This is a genomic window from Arenibacter flavimaris (assembly GCF_030291335.1).
GTDB lineage: Bacteria > Bacteroidota > Bacteroidia > Flavobacteriales > Flavobacteriaceae > Arenibacter.
In genome coordinates this window covers 1-19,609 of record NZ_JASWIM010000007.1, presented here as the reverse complement: position 1 = coordinate 19,609, position 19,609 = coordinate 1, and the positions used below count along the sequence as shown (strand labels likewise).

Here is a 19,609-nt window from a genome sequence, read left to right as displayed (position 1 = left end):
TGGAAATATCAAAATTTTGTGGTATTTTTTGACTTTAAATTGAAGCCATGGAAAAACAAAGACGAATTTTTATTCAAAAGGCTGGGTTAATTGCAGCAGCCAGTGCGTTTACACCTCAAATATTATTGTCCTCGACCAGGACTCAAAATAAAAAATTAGGAGTAGCCCTGGTTGGATTGGGGTACTACAGCACCGATCTTCTTGCCCCTGCCCTACAATTGACCAACAATTGTGAATTAAGGGGTATTGTAACCGGTAGTCCCGAAAAAATTCCTGTTTGGAAGGAAAAATATGGTATTAAGGATAAGAATATATACAACTACAATAATTTTGATACAATAGCCAATAACCCGGATATCGATGTAGTTTATGTGGTATTGCCACCGTCGATGCACGCAGAATATACTATTAGGGCGGCCAATGCCGGTAAGCATGTATGGTGCGAAAAGCCCATGGCACCTTCTGTGGCCGATTGTGAGGCCATGATCAAGGCCTGCAAGGACAATAAGGTAAAACTTGCTATAGGGTACCGTTGTCAGCACGATCCCAATATTCAGGCCTATATGAAAGTGGGCAAGGAAAGGCCATTTGGGAAAGTAAGGATGGTCACTTCTGCCGCAGGATATTTTGACGGCCGGACCAACCATTGGAAACAAAATAAAAAATTAGGTGGAGGCGTAATGGGCGATATGGGGGTGTACGCCCTACAAGGTGCCCGTTTGGCCACTGGAGAAGAACCCATTTCGGTCTTGGCGCAGGCCTCCACTACCCGACCTGAAATTTATCACGAAGTAGAGGAGACCATGATGTTCCAATTGGAATTTCCCAGCGGGGCCCGGGCATCCTGCCAGACCAGTTTTGGAATCAATATGAACCATCTCCAAGTAAATTATGAAAAAGGGTGGTTGAAAATGGAACCGCATAGTTCCTACAATGGCAATAATGGAAGTATGTCCGATGGGACCATCATAAAATTTTCCATACCCAGCCAGCAAGCCAAACAAATGGATGAGGATGCTATGGCCATTATGAACAAAACCGACCTGCTCGTTCCTGGGGAAGAAGGCTTAAGGGATATTCGCGTGGTTGAGGCCATCTACAAATCGGCTGCACAGAATTGTGTGGTAAAATTGTAGGTTAGTGTGAAGATAGTTGGGTAAAATATCGGTAAACCGTTGACTTTATTGGTTTTACGGATTTATGGAATTTGACGTTGATAGATGATTTTGACCCTTCATCCGAATTGGGGTCATGTCGTCGAAATTATGTTCCATACATGGGGACGAAAATGCTTTTCCTTTCATTTCGGGGTTTTATATATAAACCTGACATATGAAGGAAAATACTACATTAAATCAATTTTTATTCTATCTCTTTTGCGCCTTTTGTTTTGCTTGGGCCATTTATGTACTAGCCTCTTAAATGAGGTTACGGCAATTTAAGGATCCGTATGCATGCTATGTGGTTACAACATTAATACATATACTTAAATAAGGCTAAGGTTGTAATTTAATAAATTCACTGGCATACCTTTCGCCTAGAAGTCGCTGTGCCTCGGAGTTAAAATGCACCTTATCCCCTTTGTCCTTTAGATCTTGGGTTTTGACCATCCCGGTATATGGATCGGTGGATACATAATATTTTATATGGTCATTGATCTTGGACCATAAAGAATTGGTAGAATAACTGCCCAGTTGCCCTACGACAATGGTGGTCTCTGGCCTTCCAATTATCTTTCTAAATTGATGGAACAATTCCGATAATCTGCTTTGGTATAATGGAGCCAACTTGGTTGTGGCATCACTTTCTCCCTGATGCCATAGAATCCCTTTTACGGTCCCATAATGTTTACCCAATTCCGCCTTTTGTTTAAAATTGGACAAAAGTTTAACCTCCCTATGGATGGAGTCGTTTAGCCATTGTGAAATGGAGCTTCCCCCTACTGCAGTGGGAATTAACAGTACCGATATACTGTCCGGGATACGCCTCGCCAAGGCCTTGCCGAAGGAAAGACCACTATCCAATCCTGCCATGGATGGTTCATAAAAATGTAAAGGTTCTTGAGCAATGATGATATTGCCTTGTTTGTTTAGGGTATATACCCTTTTGTTGGGTATGGTATCCTGAGGTTCTACTAGGCCTCTTCCTGCCATATTGGACTGCCCGGCAAGAAGAAAGACCCATAGATTCTCTTTATTTGGCACATTGTCCACAGACAGTTCAAGTTTTGGAAAGAATTGGGTCCTTTTGTCTTTTTCCTGCCCTCTACACCAAAAAATTACGGAAAATGTAAGTAAGGAAAACAAAAATATTTTTTTAGTCATTTTGGGTCCATTGGTATTAGCTTCCACTGTTGATTGGTGTTTTTTTTAACAGCTACAATATATTAATTTATTTATTTATGCTTGTGTCCTTAGCCGTATACCAAGGATAATGAAAAGATTGGTATTGGCGCAGGGACATGACACAGTACTTTTTGATGGATTTCGGGCAAAACCAATACTGTTATAGTATAAAAAAAATTGGGACATAAATAAGAAACAGTGCATTTCATCCGTTATTTAAGTATATCATCCTATATTTAGCAAAAATTACCTTTAAAAAACGCACCCCCTATGAAGAAAAGCAAAACCTTTATCGGAATTTCGCTTTTAATCCTTACACTGGTAACACTTTTTTTAAACGCTTTTAAGTCGGCCCCTGATTTGGGACCCAAAGTGGCCGTTACAAGTATTGAACATTTGAAGGACGCTTTGGCCGCCAAAGAAAATCTCCTATACAAAAAACATCAAGATGAACTGAAAGTAGCCCTACAGGCCTATTTTTACAAGGCTATTTCAGCAGGCGATATTGTTGGAGCGGGTGTGAGTATTGTAAAGGATGATTCCATTCTAATTTCGGATGGTTATGGCAAAAGAAACATCAATCGTGACGAGGGTGTGGATGGAGGGACCATTTTTAGGCTTGGATCCCTTTCAAAAGGGTTTGCGGGGGTATTGGCTGCTGAATTAAAGGATGAGGGAAAATTGCACTGGGAGGATAGGGTGAGCGATTTTATACCAGAATTTAAGTTTGGTGACAAGGACAATACGAATAAAATCACCTTAGCCAATATATTATCGCATACTTCAGGAACCCCTTATCACAGTTATACCAACCTTGTGGAGGCTGGACTACCTCTACAGGATATCGCACAACGTTTTAAGGACATTACACCGATAAGTGAACCAGGATCCATGTACAGTTATCAGAATGCCATGTTCGCATTATGTGGGGAAATGATACACAAAGCAACCGGACAGGATATTAGTGAGGTGTTGACCAATACTTTTTTTAATCCCTTGGGCATGTGTTCTACGACCATGGATTATGAAACCTTGACGCACACGGAAAATGTGGCCATGCCACATTCCAAAAGAAGAAACAGCTGGAAAACATTGCCACTTTCCAATAATTATTACAACGCCATTGCAGCGGGTGGTATTAGTGCCAGTTCTGTTGATATGGCCAAATGGATGCGATTTCTATTGGGGCATAATCCTGAATTAATGAGTAAATCGGCTCTTGCCGAAACTTTTTCCCCATTTATAGAAATAAAGGGAGGAAGTAAGTATTATCAACATTGGCCCGGACATAAAGCCTCTTACTATGGTTATGGGTGGAGAATACATAAATTCCATGAAAAGGATTCGGACCAAGAGAAAACCATTTGGCATCATGGTGGAAGTGTCAACAACTACAGAAATGAAATTGCTATTTATCCAGAAGCAGATCTGGGTATTTGCGTACTTTTGAGCAATAATAGTAGAATTGCCAAAACCGTTATCCCGGATCTATATGCCATAGTGAAGGAAATATATGGAAAAACGGCCCCCTATAACAATTTTAAGAAAAGTGATGATTTAGTCCAACTGCATTTGGAATAAACTGGTAAAAGTTCAATGTTGTAGGTTGTTTGTCTCTGCTGCTGCATATTATTGACGGCCACGCAAAGCCAGTTACGCAAAGCCAGCTACGCAAAGTCTCCCGACTTTGCGCTATATATAATCCTTGATTTCAGGAAGCCTTTAGTATTAATTTTTGGAAGTGCCAGGGCTTTTGTCTTATCCAATGCTTAGAATCCTGTTCAAAGGGTAGCTGTAATAAAAAATTTGAAATGGATTTTCATAATGTGAATATTGATAATGAATTATAGTGTAATCAGTGTATGGTTTGGCAGTTTTACCCCAACCATCCTTCACGGTCAAGACTGCGGTACTGAATGGCTTCGGTGATTCACCCGAATGTGTAAGTATAAATATCTTCAATGACTGCTGTTATTTTAAATCATAAGTATGGACTAGTTTATAGATACAATAGAAATTACGCTACACCAGCATTTCCATTTATGAGGTCAATTATTCTAACAATTTTCACTATGTCTGCATCATTATCAAAAACACCGCTTAAGCCTTGATCATTGAGATCCGTAAAAGGGGGTTCATATAACATTGATTTATCAATAGTTCCATTCTTTGACAAAAAGGATACTATTGTTTTTATAAAAGTCATTTGATCCGCTCTCAAATTACCTACTTGTAAGAATTCTGAAAAGGCTTCGTTCAATGTTGCCTGCTCAAGCCCTGTTATACTTCTTATAAAGGCTCCTAAGGGCCTTTCTCCATATTGCTTTACAAACTCCTCTTTGGTACCGGCAACACCCTCTGCAAATAGTATTTTTTCTAATTCATTAAGCTCCGCTTTGGTAATTGGTAAGTTGGTGGACAGCTTGTGAATGGTCAAATGATTCTTATTTTTTCTTATATAACTCTCTACACGATCTTTATAAGATTGCAAACTTACATATGAGGTTACAGGTTGTCTTGTTGTAATACCATCATAATCTAGCTCATCTTCAAAATTAGTGTATACAGGCTCCTGTTTTTCAATTTCTAAGTACTTGATCAGTTCTCTTAGGGCAATTCTAAGTTCATCCAATTTCTTCACATTTATGGTCTCCCAATAATGATCAGTCTGTAGTTCCTTTATTAGGGGTAAATGCACAGATACTTGAGGTATATTATCCTTCTTCTCTAAAGCAACGGCAGTTCTAAAAATTTTACCCATATACTTGGCTGTATCTCCAGACCCGGTAAGGAGTACTATTTGATATACCAACACTAGCATATCAAATCTTCTAGCTAGCTCATCATCTCCCTTAGATGGAGGCTGCAAGTGTGCTAAATGGCTGTTGATCTCTTGGACATCACTTTTTGAAAGATTTAACCACCTACTTTTATTACTATATTCTTTTACATACCTGAGCTCTTTCCTTACTCTAAACCTACTTTCATCTAGGTTCAATATTGTCTTATGTAGTTCCGTTAGATAGCTATCTCTTATTTCAATCTCCTCAGGTGTTCTATCCGATAGGTGTGCAATCAGTTGAGATACTTTTACCTTGGCTTCAAAAATTTGTTGTAGCAGAGGTTTCATGTTATTAGCCGTGGCTCCATCTGGATACTCATCAAAGAATTCAAAGTTCTCACAGTAATCAAAAATTAGAAACTCTTTTTTATCTTCTCCAGGTCCAAATAAGTTTGGACATAATCTAGTGCCACGGCCTATCATTTGCCAAAACTTGGAAGAACTTTTTACTATTTTAAAGAATACCAAATTGACAACCCTAGGTGCATCTACCCCAGTATCCATCATATCCACTGACACAGCAATTTGTGGCTCTTGCTCATCAAAAGGGTCTGCAAACTTCTCTAAAAGATCTTGTGCCTTGGTTTCATAATTATCAATGACTCTTAGAAACTTTCCAGAATACTCTGGGTAATTCTTATTAAATCTTTCTTCTATAAAAATAGCGTGCGAATGATTCTTTGCAAAGATGATAGTTTTACCTAGCTTGTCTCCTCCGCTTACCTTAATGCCATCATTCATTAAGTGTTCCAACACTTTATCTACAGTACCTGTATTAAATAGCCATTTGTTAATAGCTTCACTACCTATAGCCTCCGGTACTTCCTCGTTAGTAGGATCTCCAAATTTTTCTTCATACTCTTCCTTCTCCCTGTCTGATAAATCTGCATACCTGATACCTTCTCTTTGAAACTTCAGTGGAACACTAATTGATTTTGGAGGCACTAAAAAACCTTGATCAACCGCAGTATTTAGTTCATAGGCAAAGGTTGGGTTATCATCTTCTATTCCAAAAAGCCCATAGGTATTCCGGTCAATCTCCTTTTTAGGAGTAGCTGTTAACCCAATGATCATAGCATCAAAATAATCAAAGATTGCTCTGTACTTTTGATACACACTACGGTGTGCTTCATCAATGATGATTAAATCAAAATGACCTACACCATAGAAACGTTCATCATCTGTTTTAACTTTATCAATTTTATTGATTATGGTTGGATAGGTAGAGAACACTAAGCGTGTACTATTATCTTGTTTTTCTTTTGTTAAATCAATAGAGGAGAGGTCCGGTAAGTGCTCTTTAAAAGCATTTTTAGCTTGCCTAACCAATGCATTTCTATCTGCTAGGAACAATATCCTTTTAGCCCAATTACACTTAGTTAACATATCTACGATAGCTGCTGCAGTTCTTGTCTTTCCACTACCTGTGGCCATTACTAATAGACTTTCTCTTTTAGCCCCTCTTAAGCTACCTTCCTTCGTATTGACAACCAGGTTCTCAGAAACTCTTTTAATAGCTTCTAACTGATAATCTCGTTCGACAATGGTTGTATTAACTTTAAAACTACTTAGGTCTTTTCTGGTGATTCGTCTGTCTATAAGTAGTTGTAATTCATCTTGGGTGTAAAATCCTTGTATTTCTCGATCAACATAAAAGGTGTCATCCCAAATAAAGGTTTCAAACCCATTGGTATAGAAAATAACAGGGCGTTGCCCATACATTTGTTCTAAACAATCCGCATAGAGTACAGCTTGATGTCTGCCTTTTCGAGAATCAGCCATAGTTTTTTTAGCTTCTACAACAGCCAAAGGCTTACCATCCTTGCCCCAAAGTACATAATCGACATACCCTATTCGAGAAGGATTGGTACTTACTGGCATACCAGTTACCTCAAATTCTATTTCCCTTCCTGCGTTTAAATTATCCCAACCTGCATCTTTTAATAATACATTTATATAGAGCTTTCTAGTGACAGACTCTGGAATTAGTATAGGAATAGTTTTATTGGGATCTTTTGTTTTTTCTCTTGCAACTCTTCGTTGGGTACTTTCTTTTTGCTGAGCCTCTAATTGTTTTTGAAGTAGTTCAATTTGAGCTGCTTGTGATTCAAGCTTGGCACGTTCCTCTTTGTCTTTTTCTCTTCTTTTATCTAATTGCGACTCTAACAGTTGCAGAGCCTTTAGGGTTTCCTTTTGCTCATTTCCATCTGGAATCTGGCCCATGTTGAAGGATGGAACATTGATTTCCTCTTCACTATAATAGACGCCTATAAAGCTCAAGAACCTGAATAGGTTTTTTATACTTGCAATTGACTGATCATGTGTAATGGATTTTCCATGAGCAGCCGCATTACCATTTAGACGGATGAGATTTATTTCCCTAAACATGGAGGGTTTAATGATTTCTCTAAAACACTGCTCATGTATTAAGCTGGAGAGTTTGGTATCATAAGGCCATTGTAATTCTACATCATTTTGGTAGAGCCATTGCACCGCTTTTTCAAGCGTACTTCTTGCAATCATGGCACTGGCCTTTGGAGACGTTAAAGTAAGCTGTTCTGCTTCTTTCGCTTCACTATATATGGCAGGCCATTCCCTATGTAGAAATTGGAAATTACTCATTAATAGATATTGTATATTTCACCCAATCGATTGTTGAAAACTGCTTTGTAAAATCCATCATAATCACCATTCTCCAACTCAAAACTTCTGATAATTACACCATAAGAAGATAATGCTTCAAGAATATTTCTATTTTTTTCTATTGAAAAACTAGGAATGAAATACTCTATTCGGTTTTTAATAATATAGGCTGGATGACTTTCCTTTAAGTAGTTCCTATAAGCCAATACCCAATATAGAGGATATTCTGTATGTTTCATTGACAATCCAACTATTCTAATATTATCCGTAAAGAAATATTTAACCCAAGATGATTTTTGGTCAGATAAATGAATTTTATTTTTTAACGAAAAAAGGTCATCATGAGCTTGCTTTTTTACCCTAGCACTATAATTGATGTAATGTCTAAATCCAAACAATATTGAACTATATGAACACTGTTCACCATGAATGTGCCATATTTTTTTTTCATTTAATTCTTGTCGTCGGTAACAACTAAAGGAAATTTCTCGATGACCAAAATTGTTTTTTCTTTTCCATTCAATATTCAGAGCTTTTTCAAATAAATAATCATAGTTGGTGGTTAAAATTTCATCATACCTAAGCTTAGGAAGATCTTCATATCTAGGGTTTAATTTAATTTTGCCGACTTCAATTTGAATAAATTTCTTAATCTCTATTTCATCATTTGTTTTATGAGAAAAATTATAATTAACAATTTCATCATATGCCAGGGGAAATGGCTTCTTATAAATCTCATTTATTCTACCATCAGCGTACTTATTATTTAAACTATCGAGAATATCTTCCCACCCAACATAAAAGGTTGAAGTAGTTTCTAAGTCTTTGACTCCCTTATTAATGCCATTACCAAATAGAAATATTTGTTTTGGGTGATCGGATAATGTTTTACAAGCATTTAAATTTTTTTTTCTTCTTTTCATACCAACTCCCCTTTAAAAGCCCTTTGAATAAGGCTGTTAAACAAATCTTCTGCTTGTACCAAGCTGGCCTTAGCTTGTGATTTTTGTGCTTCTATTGCTTGAACTCTTTCTTTAAATTGGTTTTGGAGGTCAATTGGGGGTATAATTATTTTAAAATTCTGTAATTGTTCTTTTGTAATAGCCTCCATAACTGCTCCGCCGCCAGAGCCGATTCCGAGAAGTTTTCTTTTGACATTTAGAGAAATTAATAAATGACTTAAAAACAAAGAATAAATTATTGCTCTATTTGGTCGTATGATAGAAACATGTTGATTAACTCTAGCTGGTAAAACATCATTTGGCACAACTGTACTTCTACAAATAGATGCTCCAGTTATGTTAAACAAAACATCATTCTCTTGCACAATTACATTTTTAAGTTTGAAAGCCTGATCAGAATCTATAAAAGCCAGGTTTTTATATTTAAATCTGTTGTCATAAACATTTAAACTTCTTATCAAGGAAATGCCTTCTTCCTTATAAGCCTCTTTTCCACCTCTAGGAGTGGCTCCACTTCCTATTTTTGAAGTTATATTTTCTAATGTATTTTTTCTCCATCCCTTTGGATTCTTCACAGGATCACCAAACATATCTATAAACAGGCTTTGAGTTAACTCATTATACTTAGCTATGAGAGCTTTTGTTTTTTGCCTGTAGGTATCTGCTTCATCTAATATGGAAGCTATCTTTTTTTGTTGGTCTAGTGGTGGGAGGGGGATTTTGAGTTTCTTAACCTGTTCTAGACTAAGATTTGGTATTGTTGCTGTAACTTTTCCTTTGACGAACTGAGATTGAGCGTTGGGACTAGAAATGAAGTGACACAAAAAATTAGAATTTATTTGAGAATCTCCAAGTCTAATTATTGCTACTGCTTGATTACAATTCAAATCCTCTTCAATTTCCACAATAGCGGTCCTTCCAATCGTTCCAGCTATTGTAACAAGCACATCACCTTTTTTTATCTGAGACCTCTGCAGTTCTGAATTGTGTGTTTCTTCATCTATGAACAGAATATCATCATTGATAAAGACTTTCCCATTTATCACATTTTGAGCACGTAAGAATCTAACACCACTTTCTGTAAAACGCTTACCAACTGATGTTGGTGTAGTGCCTTTTGTCACTACTTCTACAGAACTTCCTAACTCAACTATCCTCATCTCAACATCTCTTTTAAAGCAGCCAATGCTTGGTTTCTTTCTTGATCTAGGGTTTCAATATCTTTTATAATCTCAGCTGGCGGGGAATATTCAATTTCTTCATAGTGTATCTCCTTATACCTGTTTATAGACAAATCCCAAGCATTGGTCTTTAACTCCTCAATAGGGACTAGGAAACTTTGATCGGTTCTAGTTCGATTGGCTTCATCACTAAGATTATGGTATCTGGCCAGAATATCTGGGATGTCATTTGTTTTAATTTCATGGCGCTTGTCATCCAAACTATAACCATCTGTTTGCATGTCATAAAACCATACGGTATTTGTGCCTCCTGTGCCTGTTTTAGTAAAAAAGAGTACAGCTGTACTTACCCCTGCGTAGGGCTTAAACACCCCACTGGGCATAGAGATAACTGCATCAAGTTTGTGATTTTCTATAATCTCTTTTCTAATCTGCTTATGGGCGTTAGAGCTTCCAAATAGCACCCCGTCTGGTACAATTACAGCGCATCTGCCGCCTTTTTTCAACATTCTCAATATTAGCCCCAAAAAGAGCAGTTCTGTCTTCTTAGACTTGACAGTTTTCAATATAGAATTCTCCACGGCATCATAGTCCAAACTACCTTTGAAGGGTGGATTGGCCAATATTAAGGAATACTTGTTTCTTAGGTCTCCAGCACTTTCACTAAGTGCATCATTCTTTACAAGGTTAGGATTTTCAATTCCATGAAGCTGTAAATTCATAGCCCCAATCCGAATCATAGTGTCATCAATCTCTACCCCATTAAACATCTCATTGTTAAAATGATCTCTAAAGGATTTATCTAAAAACCAATCTTTATGATTGTTTCTAAAATACTCACCTGCGGCCACTAAAAAACCAGCAGTACCTGACGCAGGATCACATATGACATCATCCTTTTTAGGCTGTGTCATATCCACCATCATCTTTATAATATGTCTTGGGGTCCTAAACTGCCCATTGGTTCCTGCAGAGGCTATCTTAGAGAGCATGTACTCATACAAATCTCCTTTGGTGTCTCTATCATTCATATTGATCTTATCAATCAACTGCACCACTTGATCCACTAATCTTGGGGTAGCAATGATAAAAGTAGCTTGGCTCATATACTTAGCAAACACTCCGGCAGAATCTCCTACTTGTTTCATATGGTCGAAGACTGTCATATCATCTACCAAAGGTTTAGTAAAGACATCGAACATACTTTGGGGATCTTTATTTTTGAAGGAGCTCCATCTCAACTCTTTTTGTCCAGGTGTGAAAATGATATTCTGGACAGTTATGCCAACAGTATTGGCTTTTTTTTCCTCCAGCAGCTGTCGCTCATCTAGTCTTCTTATAAAAAGCAAATATGTAAACTGTTCTATAACAGATAAGGGGTTAGATATTCCTCCTGTCCAAAAGGCATCCCATATCTTGTCTACCTGTGATTTTAATTCTCCTGTAATCATTAATTTTTTTGGAATATGCTAAGATTAAAGCTTTAGATTTTTGAAAAAATAAATATAGTGGAAAAATTAGATTACTCCTCACCTATTTTGATTTCCTAAATCTACAAAACCAAAAAGACGACCTAATGAGTCGTCTTGATCTTAACAGTACTTCCATATAAACCCTCTCTTTCTTTCTTTCTTTCTTTCTTTCTTTCTTTCGCTCCTTTAACTGATGCAGGGTTTGTTTGGCCCATCGCCCTTAGGGGCTTTTGCCACTGAATTGTTTTTGGCTATGTACCCATTTATTTAAACCTGATTGAATACACTTTTCTTTCTTTTATCATTACCCCTATTGGAAAAGTAGAAGAAAAAGGCCAAATGAGACCCTTACAGAACCTATTTGAACAATCTTAGTATTACCTACGTTAGTTTTAGTTAGACCTAAAGAGCTATCGGCATGATCTTAAACAGCTATAAGTATTTAGTACCTATCTGTTCATTTGGAATTACTTCAAAACAAAGCAGAGTTTTCCCCTTTAGGAATTGTACTTCCTTTGAGTATTGAATTACTTCATAACCGATTTAAACCTTAAACTTCATCAGTGCTGTACGTCAGTTTTTACACCTACACCCTCATGGATAACTAACTCGTTGTTAATTCAACAGGATACTACTTGTTCCTATTATCCACCCACTAACTTATATTAAGGCCATTTTTCAGAGCTACCGGAGAAAACCTCGCCGCTATGTATGGATATTATTACAATCCTGCAGTTACTAATCCAATGTCTTGTCCCCTAATAATCACTCTGGATCCTCAAGGCTGACAGTGCTCTTAATTTAAAAAAAATGCCTACTTAATAGAATTTCCACAGTTTCTATATAGTAGGCAAGCTAGCATTCTGAATGCTTATATTACTTCTACCCTGTGGAGTAGTACAATTTTCTTGTACTAATATAGACATGAACTGGACATAATTCAAATCACTATTATAGCTAAAATGTACACTTCAAAGGTATGAATCCAGTACAATTTTTGATTGGAGTATTGTTAAGAGTTATCAACCTTGAATGATTTTTGAATTAAGGAGGTCATAATCTCATTTTAACAAATAGTTTAATCTCAAATAGGCAATGATTCGAGCGTTTTATGTATTCATTTTAGCGATTTATAATTATCTGGCTAAGTATTGAAACAATGAAATTTAGTCAAAATGGGGGTGTTTTGGATTAGGAAGAGAAAAAGTTGGAGTAGTAACCCGGCCCTTCTCTCTCCTTTTCCAATGTGAACACAACATTTTCAGGTCCTTTTGTTCATTAAATTAGGAGAGGATTCTCAAAAGTTTGGTTATACAAAATTCATAAACTCCTATTTTTAAAATGCTTAATCAATTAGAATCTCGAAATAATTGTAGTAATAAGCATTGCCGTCTATAACAAATACAGTCTTTAGATCCATTGTCACTTTCACAAGCTCCACCCAAACAACTTTCCCCTTGTCTAACTGTCCTATGGGTATCAATACAAGCACCTTAAAAGGCGTGTGAAGCTTTTTCAGTAAGTTGTTCCAAGTGACTATATAGATCCAGTCAGATGAGCTGTATTTAAGCTGTTCGGCCAAGTCTCGTTTGTTCATATAATATCCAAGACTTCTTAATTTAAAAACCAGTTTTCAGTTCGATTCTGCATAGAATCTGCAAGGCCCGAAACAAACTCAAAGGCATTGGCGTTTCTCTCTAAATTAGAGTCTATATAGCTCGACTTGTTGGCCTCTGTAAAGAGATTATACAACCGCCATAGGTTAATGGATCCTTCTTGATTTCGATTGAAATTATCATCTTCATAGTAGTTCTTCACTACTGTTCCGATCTGGTTGTCATTCAATCCAAGTGCCAGTTTGCCAACTTTCTCTGTCTTATGTAGATGTTGGTACATTTTCATCTTCCCTATAGTATGTCCGAATTGTAACTCATCGAGACTAAACTTGCTCATGCGCTCCATGTTGCCAAGAAATCTATCTTTATCAAAAGAATGAATCAACTCATGGATCTTATCTTTCAATTCTGTAACACTACTTACTCTAATGTCCGCTTTTAGCCCATCTGTACTGATACATAGGTTGCAACAAACCAAATTATTGAAGCCAATGAATACTTTAAATTTTTCAAGATTTCTTTTACTATATAAATTTTCTTGATTAAGAGCCCTAACCCCACCTATGGTCAAAGTCAGTGGATTGTTGTTCACTTTTTCTTTCAAACTTGGCACTTCTATCATGAAGGCACATCGTTGATAATAAATGGTTTTTTCATGTTGCTGAAGTTCTTTGACAGGTTTGCCTAGTGCACTGGGGACGCGGCCTTTGATTATGTGTGATATCCTGATATTGGGTTGTAATATCCTAGCTCCTGAAAAATTTGCATGGACTACTTCGTTTGTGGCATCAATAAATTCTGAATGAGCTATAGTGCTTTCGGAATCACTATAGTTTGGTATAATACACTCACTTTTAAGGTGATCTAATGTCACCTGTTCCGTGTTAGCCTCTATAAAGGGCCCTTTTGATATAGTAATATCTTCTTCTGAGATAATCTGGGTATCTATATTATTTTTATTATTAACTGTTATCAATTCCATTTTCTTGGTTTTTAGATTGTTGTATGATTTGTGTGTTTGATATTACTTGAGATTGTATATTCTCCAGTAATTGCTTCTTGGCCATTATCATTGGCTTGATAGTATCCTGAATCTTATGATGTTTAGAATAGACAAGTCTCAATTCTTCAATGCTTTCACAAGCTTCAATTTCCAGTCTAACTTTTTCTTCTCCTGTTCCGGACCCTTGGTCGCACCACTGAATTATCTTTTTACCGGTACTTGCATTGATTATAAATTCCGGCTTATCAATAAATAGACCAGTACGATCCTTAGATGCTTTGGCATTGTGTGCACTATCTATGTCAAAAACAATAGTGAATTCATAATCCAGATCATTCCTTTGTATGGCCTTCAAACCAACCTTTTCAGGAACCATTTTACCATTCTTTTGATTCAACACATAGTCTTGCTTTACTCTCATTGTAGAGAGGATATGGGCATTGGAACGAAGTATTTTATTGACAAAGGCATTTTGCCTGGGTGTCACCTTCCCCCAATTTGTGAAACTATTGCCCAACATATTACTGTGGACATCCAATAGATAGTCCCAGCAATGGGATATACTATCAATGACGATAGCTTCCATTCCTGCCCTTTCACAAAGCTCAATGGCCTCTATATACCTTTCTGGGGAATATGGAGGATCCAAGGAAACCACATTGTAATCCCCTAAATGCGCATATAAGTCAGCAGACCTATTTTCCGTATCTATTATAGCTGTTTTGGTGAAATCTCCACCTACCAAGCCCTTTGCAATGAGCAGTGATGAATAGGTTTTTCCACTTCCTGCACAGCCCTGAAGCGCCAGCTTTATCTTTGCTTTTTTCCTTTCGGATATTCTTATTTCCATTATAGTTGTTTTTAAATAATTAGTTAATCAAAAAGGACTTACACATAGCCTGTATAAGTCCTTAGAGGTTATTAGATAATACTCAGTGTTAAATCACTGCCTGATCATCAATAAGTTGTTTTGATACTTGCAACAAGCCAGAGAAGTCATCAGCAGTGACTCGATTCGCATTAGATAAATGTGACATGCGGATGTTTGGATTGTTTTCTTCATCAAAACTCAGATTACATAAATAGTCTTTACCCACTTCTAGACCATAGGAATAGTTAGACTGGTAACACATAGCTGTGCGCTCCACTTCCTCACCATCTGGCAAATTGAATTTCAGAGTTACAATTTTGTAAAGCTTGCCATTGGTGTTTTCCAATTCACTTGTTCCAATTTTTAGCAACGTAGCATTGAATAAGAATTCTGTCTCACCCGTTTCCGGATTTTCAATTTGTTTGTACTTGGTCATACTGTTTAAGATTTTAGTTATGAGATAAGCCAATCCTATCTCCCAGGACTTAAAAAGGGTGGGGTGAAGTTTGATTCCATGAGCGGAGCGAATGCAGACTGAGTAATGGCACTTGGGGTTGACAAATGTAAAATACGCTCTTAAACAGCGTCGGATGGCCTAGCAAGGTGTTTGAAGGATGATCCGAATAAAGGAAGTACCCAAGCAACCCAATTCTAAATTGGGGAGGGGCTTCTTTATAGTTTATTCAGTGTATGATCATTTGAAAAAAAATAAAAAATTTTAATTTTCAGGAAACAATAAATACAACTGATATGAAACATCTCAGATTTGAAGATTTACCCAAGGCCATGGAAACCATTCTTGACAAATTAACCAGAGTTGAAGAAGAACTGGAAAATATCAAAATGAATTTCCAACCCAAGACCCCGGTTGAGTTAATGACCAGACAAGAAGTGACAAATTATCTTAAAATTTCCTTTCCTACTTTACACCAATGGACAAAAAATGGAATTCTATCTGGTTATAGGACTGGCAATAGAGTGTATTATAAAAGAAGTGAGATTGAAAGTAGGCTAGTTAGAATAAACTAAATTCAATTTTTAAACGTTCTTAAATTTTGTTTAACCTATTTAATTGAACGTTTAATTCATTTTTGAATTATATTCATCCTTTCAAGCAGGACATCTAATCATGTAAAGATGAATAGTGATGTAAACTACTTGGTTACAATACGAAGAATATGGATAAGATTTTACTTTCCACATATTTGATAAAGATTCAGGACAGAGAGAAAAATGATCAAATCTTGAGTCATTTCAACGGGGAAGATGATTTTTTTAGAGTATTTGAAAATTATTTGAATACTATTTTTGAGAACATTTTGGCAACTTCTGATGCAAGACAAACTACGTCTCTGCATTTGACTTTGGATGCACCACCAACTGTTGATAACGAAAATAGGCGGATCTATGGACACTTCTCAACAGGTGTTAGTGGAGAGCAATATCAAATACGTGATGTTGACACTAGAGAAGAGGTTTTAGAAGTACAGAGAAATCACGCTGCTTTTAGAAATATATTCTTTTATATTCAAATGCCAACTCAAAAAGATAATGGAGCCTTAATACTCCAACGTAAGGCTAAATTTGGAATTAAGACAGTTTTCAAAAAAACCATTAATCAATACGTAAAGGAACAAGGTTATCAAGACTATACGGTATTAGTTAATAATATTGTACACGGAAGGGTTTATAGAAGAATGATGGCTGATGGAAATTTAAAAAAGGTTGAGTTTATTAAAAGAAGGATACCAAGCTCTATTGAGGAATATTATAGGAATGGAGGAACTCCAGAGCAAATCCCCGGTACTTTAAAAACATCCATGCTGTCGCCAACAAGTTTGCCTCAAAACTTCAAAAATTTTGTAAATGAACTTTTTACTAATCCGGATCAAGAGCGAATCGAGATAGAGGGAATTGATGAAGACTTTGATGAAGTAGAATTTGAATTAGAGTTAAATGGCAAACGTAAAACTTTTTATGTTATGCATAAACATAGAATTCAGCCTGATGTAGATGTAACAGCTCAAATCGAGTTTACGGACCAGGGAGAACCAACCCTTGAATCATTAATTGAACAAAGTGAGGAACTTATTAGGGATTTAATTGAATTAAGACTTTAATATGTTGGAGCGTATTAATATAACAACAATTATTAAAGACCACTTTAAGACTTTAAGAAGCTTGAATCAAAAGTCAAATTTGGTTAATGGAAAAGATGTACTTTTATTTATTGGGATTCCGCTATTACTTGCTAATGTCCTAGCTTATAGGGGTTATGATTTCAAAGACCAGTTAGGGAACTTGATAGCAGCAATTTCAATCTTCGGAGGGTTTCTATTCAACCTTTTGGCTATCATTTATAGTCAATTAGATAACATAGAAAAAGATGCGTCAAAGGAAGATAATGATCTGAAGAAAAAATTTGTAAAAGAAATTCATAGTAATATATCCTTTTGTATTCTTCTATCTATTTTGATAGTTCTTACATTGCTACTCACGTCTATTGATATCCCTAAATTCCAATATGATTGGTTGATAAATAAGATAATAATCGGTCTGAATTACTTTTTATTGACTCTGTTTTTGTTAACCCTCATAATGGTTTTAAATAGGGTATATATTTTATTAAAGAAAAATGGTGAAAAATAGGGAGAGTACTCAATATTGACTACAGTCAAACCGGTTGAAAGGCTACAATGATTACTTGAGATATTATATCCTTTTAATCCTATTTCAACTGAATATGGAGGAATCCTGTACATTAACATTAAGCTGATCTTTCAAGTGATTTTTCTAGACAACCTTTTTATCGCGTCACTAACTCTCTTCTTAATAACCTTTCCATAATTTCCCTAGTAATCTGCATACTGGAATACCCCAATGAATTACTTAATAGCCCCATAGGAGCATCATTATAAAGCACTACACTGGACGCAAAGGTCTTACGCTTTAAATGATGAATTAATGGATTGTTAGTGCCTACAATCGCCCCTATTTCCTTTAGATAGGAATTGATCTTTTGATTGGGGAATCTAAGAAGTACGTGGGGCACTTATATAGATTGATAAACGGATGACTTTTTTGAAAATAATTTAATTTTCAAGAAAACATAAATGCAGCAGATATGAAACATTTGAGATTTGAAGATTTACCCATGGCCATGGAATCTGTCCTGGACCAATTAACCAGAGTTGAAGAAGAACTGGAAAATATCAAAATGAATTTCCAACCTATGGCCCCTGTAGAGTTAATGACCAGACAAGAGGTGGCAGACTATTTTAAAATCAACATCACTACTCTATGGAATTGGACAAAGAAGGGTAGGTTGAAATCATATGGCATAGGGTATAGAGTTTACTATAAGCGAAGTGAAATTGAAACCAGTTTAATTAAAATAGTGTAAACTTTATCTCTTTAAAAAGTGTTTGTTCATGATTTTTATAATTAATTTAACTCACTAACAACTAGTTGTGTATAATTTGAAAAAATATGGATATAAAAATCTGGACAAAAAGACATTTTAGTAAAGATTCCAATTTTGAATGGCCTTGTCCCAATTGTAAAAGTCAATCATTAGAATTATTGATAGATCGTTTTTTTCAGGATCAGTCAGCTGAATCAAAAAGAATGAGGGAGGATGATGAATTCTGGCAAATCGAATGGATAGATCTAATATTTTCTGGGGCCCTTAGATGTTCAGTTTGTTCAGAATATATCACATTTACAGGAAGAGGGAATCCTGAGCCTAATGGATATTATGATTACGAATTAGATCAACATCATTTAGAATACGACGAGGTTTTTGTTCCATCATTTTTCGAGCCGGCGTTAAGAATTTTTGACATTCCAGACCAGTGCCCTGAATTGGTCAAAAATGAAATTATTAATTCATTTAAACTTTTCTGGTCAGATTTACCAGCAAGTGCTAATAGGATTAGAACCTCCCTCGAAATAATAATGAACGAGAATAAAGTGAAAAGGTTTGAAATAATTGGAAATCAACGCAAACCTATATCATTGCATAAAAGAATTCTGATCTTTAATAATCCAGGTTTGACAGAATTACTTTTAGCTATAAAATGGATTGGTAATACAGGTAGTCACTTAGGAAATTTACAAACAATAGATATTTTAGAAGCTTATAGATTATTGGAATATACTTTGACCAAACTATATGATAACCAGGAAAAGGAAATTTTAAAGATTACAAAGGAGATAAATAAACGAAAAGGAACTCGAAAGCGAAAATAACTTTGCTTAAGAGATGGAATGATCTGCCAGTAAACTCTTCATGGGATTGATTCATTTTATCGCATGGATTAATTTTTAGGAATTTTGATCTTGTAAATAACTGGTTATCAGTATAATATGTAATAAATTTTTAAGGTATTGTTGATATGTTGTTTGTAAGTCTACAGCATGTGTATGTTTTAACAGTCTATCTTTACCTCATATTAATCTAAATAATTTTATATGTATTTATCAGTTTTAAATGATTACCTAATTGATACTGCCTTAGGTGTAGTACTTTTAGGTGTCATAGCAGGACTCTTGGATACTTCGGACCAAATTGCGCCAGGCTTTTCGGTTTCATTGCGCCAGTGATTTCGGTTCAAACTGCGCCACTTCCCTGAGGGATTTCGGTTCGTTTTGCGCCAGTGATTTCGGTTCGTT

17 protein-coding genes are annotated in these 19,609 nt (G+C 36.1%); 7 read left to right on the top strand and 10 right to left on the bottom strand.

Features of this window, described 5'->3' with window-relative positions; translation table 11 throughout:
• Positions 1–47: 47 nt before the first annotated feature.
• The gene (locus QSE00_RS07945) at positions 48–1,136 is read left to right on the top strand and encodes a Gfo/Idh/MocA family protein (protein WP_110355391.1); all 1,089 of its coding nucleotides are present in this window, start codon (positions 48–50) and stop codon (positions 1,134–1,136) included.
• Between the two features lie 360 nt (positions 1,137–1,496).
• On the opposite strand, the gene QSE00_RS07940 is transcribed toward QSE00_RS07945, so the two are convergent.
• Positions 1,497–2,324 carry a sialate O-acetylesterase gene (locus QSE00_RS07940; RefSeq protein ID WP_286105546.1) on the bottom strand — a complete coding sequence of 276 codons (828 nt, stop codon included), beginning with the start codon at positions 2,322–2,324 and terminating at the stop codon, positions 1,497–1,499.
• Between the two features lie 291 nt (positions 2,325–2,615).
• Here QSE00_RS07940 and QSE00_RS07935 point away from each other — a divergent pair, with 291 nt between their 5' ends.
• Complete coding sequence (locus QSE00_RS07935) at positions 2,616–3,926, top strand: serine hydrolase domain-containing protein (RefSeq protein ID WP_286105545.1); 1,311 nt, start codon at positions 2,616–2,618, stop codon at positions 3,924–3,926.
• Positions 3,927–4,362: 436 nt separating this feature from the next.
• On the opposite strand, the gene QSE00_RS07930 is transcribed toward QSE00_RS07935, so the two are convergent.
• The 8 genes from QSE00_RS07930 to QSE00_RS07895 all read right to left on the bottom strand — a co-directional run bounded on the left by QSE00_RS07930 (position 4,363) and on the right by QSE00_RS07895 (position 15,371).
• Positions 4,363–7,809, bottom strand: coding sequence for a DEAD/DEAH box helicase family protein (locus QSE00_RS07930; RefSeq protein ID WP_286105544.1), 3,447 nt, complete (start codon positions 7,807–7,809; stop codon positions 4,363–4,365).
• Positions 7,809–8,753: an SIR2 family protein gene (locus QSE00_RS07925; protein ID WP_286105543.1), complete on the bottom strand. Its 945-nt coding sequence runs from the start codon at positions 8,751–8,753 to the stop codon at positions 7,809–7,811. The genes QSE00_RS07930 and QSE00_RS07925 overlap by 1 nt, the downstream gene beginning before the upstream one ends.
• A complete protein-coding gene (locus QSE00_RS07920; protein ID WP_286105542.1) occupies positions 8,750–9,952 on the bottom strand; it encodes a restriction endonuclease subunit S in 1,203 nt (400 codons plus the stop codon). Before QSE00_RS07920 ends, QSE00_RS07925 begins: the two co-directional genes overlap by 4 nt.
• Positions 9,949–11,424, bottom strand: coding sequence for a type I restriction-modification system subunit M (locus tag QSE00_RS07915; protein ID WP_286105541.1), 1,476 nt, complete (start codon positions 11,422–11,424; stop codon positions 9,949–9,951). The genes QSE00_RS07920 and QSE00_RS07915 overlap by 4 nt, the downstream gene beginning before the upstream one ends.
• A 1,366-nt stretch (positions 11,425–12,790) precedes the next feature.
• On the bottom strand, positions 12,791–13,042 hold the full coding sequence (locus QSE00_RS07910; RefSeq protein ID WP_286105540.1) for a hypothetical protein: 252 nt from the start codon (positions 13,040–13,042) through the stop codon (positions 12,791–12,793).
• A 17-nt stretch (positions 13,043–13,059) separates the two neighbouring features.
• Positions 13,060–14,043 carry a DUF3871 family protein gene (locus QSE00_RS07905; RefSeq protein ID WP_286105539.1) on the bottom strand — a complete coding sequence of 328 codons (984 nt, stop codon included), beginning with the start codon at positions 14,041–14,043 and terminating at the stop codon, positions 13,060–13,062.
• A complete protein-coding gene (locus tag QSE00_RS07900; RefSeq protein ID WP_286105538.1) occupies positions 14,024–14,914 on the bottom strand; it encodes an AAA family ATPase in 891 nt (296 codons plus the stop codon). The genes QSE00_RS07905 and QSE00_RS07900 overlap by 20 nt, the downstream gene beginning before the upstream one ends.
• Positions 14,915–15,002: 88 nt before the next feature.
• Complete coding sequence (locus tag QSE00_RS07895) at positions 15,003–15,371, bottom strand: hypothetical protein (RefSeq protein WP_286105537.1); 369 nt, start codon at positions 15,369–15,371, stop codon at positions 15,003–15,005.
• Between the two features lie 314 nt (positions 15,372–15,685).
• On the opposite strand from QSE00_RS07895, the gene QSE00_RS07890 reads away from it, so the two are divergent.
• From QSE00_RS07890 to QSE00_RS07880, 3 genes are all read left to right on the top strand, one after another.
• The gene (locus QSE00_RS07890) at positions 15,686–15,964 is read left to right on the top strand and encodes a helix-turn-helix domain-containing protein (RefSeq protein WP_286105536.1); all 279 of its coding nucleotides are present in this window, start codon (positions 15,686–15,688) and stop codon (positions 15,962–15,964) included.
• A 149-nt stretch (positions 15,965–16,113) separates the two neighbouring features.
• Positions 16,114–17,055: a hypothetical protein gene (locus QSE00_RS07885; protein ID WP_286105535.1), complete on the top strand. Its 942-nt coding sequence runs from the start codon at positions 16,114–16,116 to the stop codon at positions 17,053–17,055.
• 1 nt (position 17,056) lies between these two features.
• Positions 17,057–17,584, top strand: a complete 528-nt coding sequence (locus tag QSE00_RS07880) for a hypothetical protein (protein WP_286105533.1) — start codon at positions 17,057–17,059, stop codon at positions 17,582–17,584.
• Positions 17,585–17,741: 157 nt separating this feature from the next.
• Here QSE00_RS07880 and QSE00_RS07875 read toward each other — a convergent pair whose 3' ends face one another.
• Positions 17,742–17,987 (bottom strand): site-specific integrase, encoded by a 246-nt coding sequence (locus tag QSE00_RS07875; protein WP_286105532.1) that lies wholly within the window; start codon positions 17,985–17,987, stop codon positions 17,742–17,744.
• 72 nt (positions 17,988–18,059) lie between these two features.
• Here QSE00_RS07875 and QSE00_RS07870 point away from each other — a divergent pair, with 72 nt between their 5' ends.
• Positions 18,060–18,338 (top strand): helix-turn-helix domain-containing protein, encoded by a 279-nt coding sequence (locus tag QSE00_RS07870; RefSeq protein ID WP_286105531.1) that lies wholly within the window; start codon positions 18,060–18,062, stop codon positions 18,336–18,338.
• 86 nt (positions 18,339–18,424) lie between these two features.
• A complete protein-coding gene (locus QSE00_RS07865; protein WP_286105530.1) occupies positions 18,425–19,186 on the top strand; it encodes a DUF4145 domain-containing protein in 762 nt (253 codons plus the stop codon).
• Positions 19,187–19,609 lie beyond the last annotated feature (423 nt).

Bases quoted from the DNA above. Each gene is read 5' to 3' on its own strand.
- QSE00_RS07890 (WP_286105536.1), top strand. From the start codon at position 15,686: ATGAAACATCTCAGATTTGAAGATTTACCCAAGGCCATGGAAACCATT.
- QSE00_RS07925 (WP_286105543.1), bottom strand. From the start codon at position 8,753: ATGAAAAGAAGAAAAAAAAATTTAAATGCTTGTAAAACATTATCCGAT.
- QSE00_RS07935 (WP_286105545.1), top strand. From the start codon at position 2,616: ATGAAGAAAAGCAAAACCTTTATCGGAATTTCGCTTTTAATCCTTACA.
- QSE00_RS07920 (WP_286105542.1), bottom strand. From the start codon at position 9,952: ATGAGGATAGTTGAGTTAGGAAGTTCTGTAGAAGTAGTGACAAAAGGC.
- QSE00_RS07865 (WP_286105530.1), top strand. From the start codon at position 18,425: ATGGATATAAAAATCTGGACAAAAAGACATTTTAGTAAAGATTCCAAT.
- QSE00_RS07910 (WP_286105540.1), bottom strand. From the start codon at position 13,042: ATGAACAAACGAGACTTGGCCGAACAGCTTAAATACAGCTCATCTGAC.
- QSE00_RS07945 (WP_110355391.1), top strand. From the start codon at position 48: ATGGAAAAACAAAGACGAATTTTTATTCAAAAGGCTGGGTTAATTGCA.
- QSE00_RS07880 (WP_286105533.1), top strand. From the start codon at position 17,057: ATGTTGGAGCGTATTAATATAACAACAATTATTAAAGACCACTTTAAG.
- QSE00_RS07870 (WP_286105531.1), top strand. From the start codon at position 18,060: ATGAAACATTTGAGATTTGAAGATTTACCCATGGCCATGGAATCTGTC.
- QSE00_RS07895 (WP_286105537.1), bottom strand. From the start codon at position 15,371: ATGACCAAGTACAAACAAATTGAAAATCCGGAAACGGGTGAGACAGAA.
- QSE00_RS07900 (WP_286105538.1), bottom strand. From the start codon at position 14,914: ATGGAAATAAGAATATCCGAAAGGAAAAAAGCAAAGATAAAGCTGGCG.
- QSE00_RS07905 (WP_286105539.1), bottom strand. From the start codon at position 14,043: ATGGAATTGATAACAGTTAATAATAAAAATAATATAGATACCCAGATT.
- QSE00_RS07930 (WP_286105544.1), bottom strand. From the start codon at position 7,809: ATGAGTAATTTCCAATTTCTACATAGGGAATGGCCTGCCATATATAGT.
- QSE00_RS07885 (WP_286105535.1), top strand. From the start codon at position 16,114: ATGGATAAGATTTTACTTTCCACATATTTGATAAAGATTCAGGACAGA.
- QSE00_RS07915 (WP_286105541.1), bottom strand. From the start codon at position 11,424: ATGATTACAGGAGAATTAAAATCACAGGTAGACAAGATATGGGATGCC.
- QSE00_RS07940 (WP_286105546.1), bottom strand. From the start codon at position 2,324: ATGACTAAAAAAATATTTTTGTTTTCCTTACTTACATTTTCCGTAATT.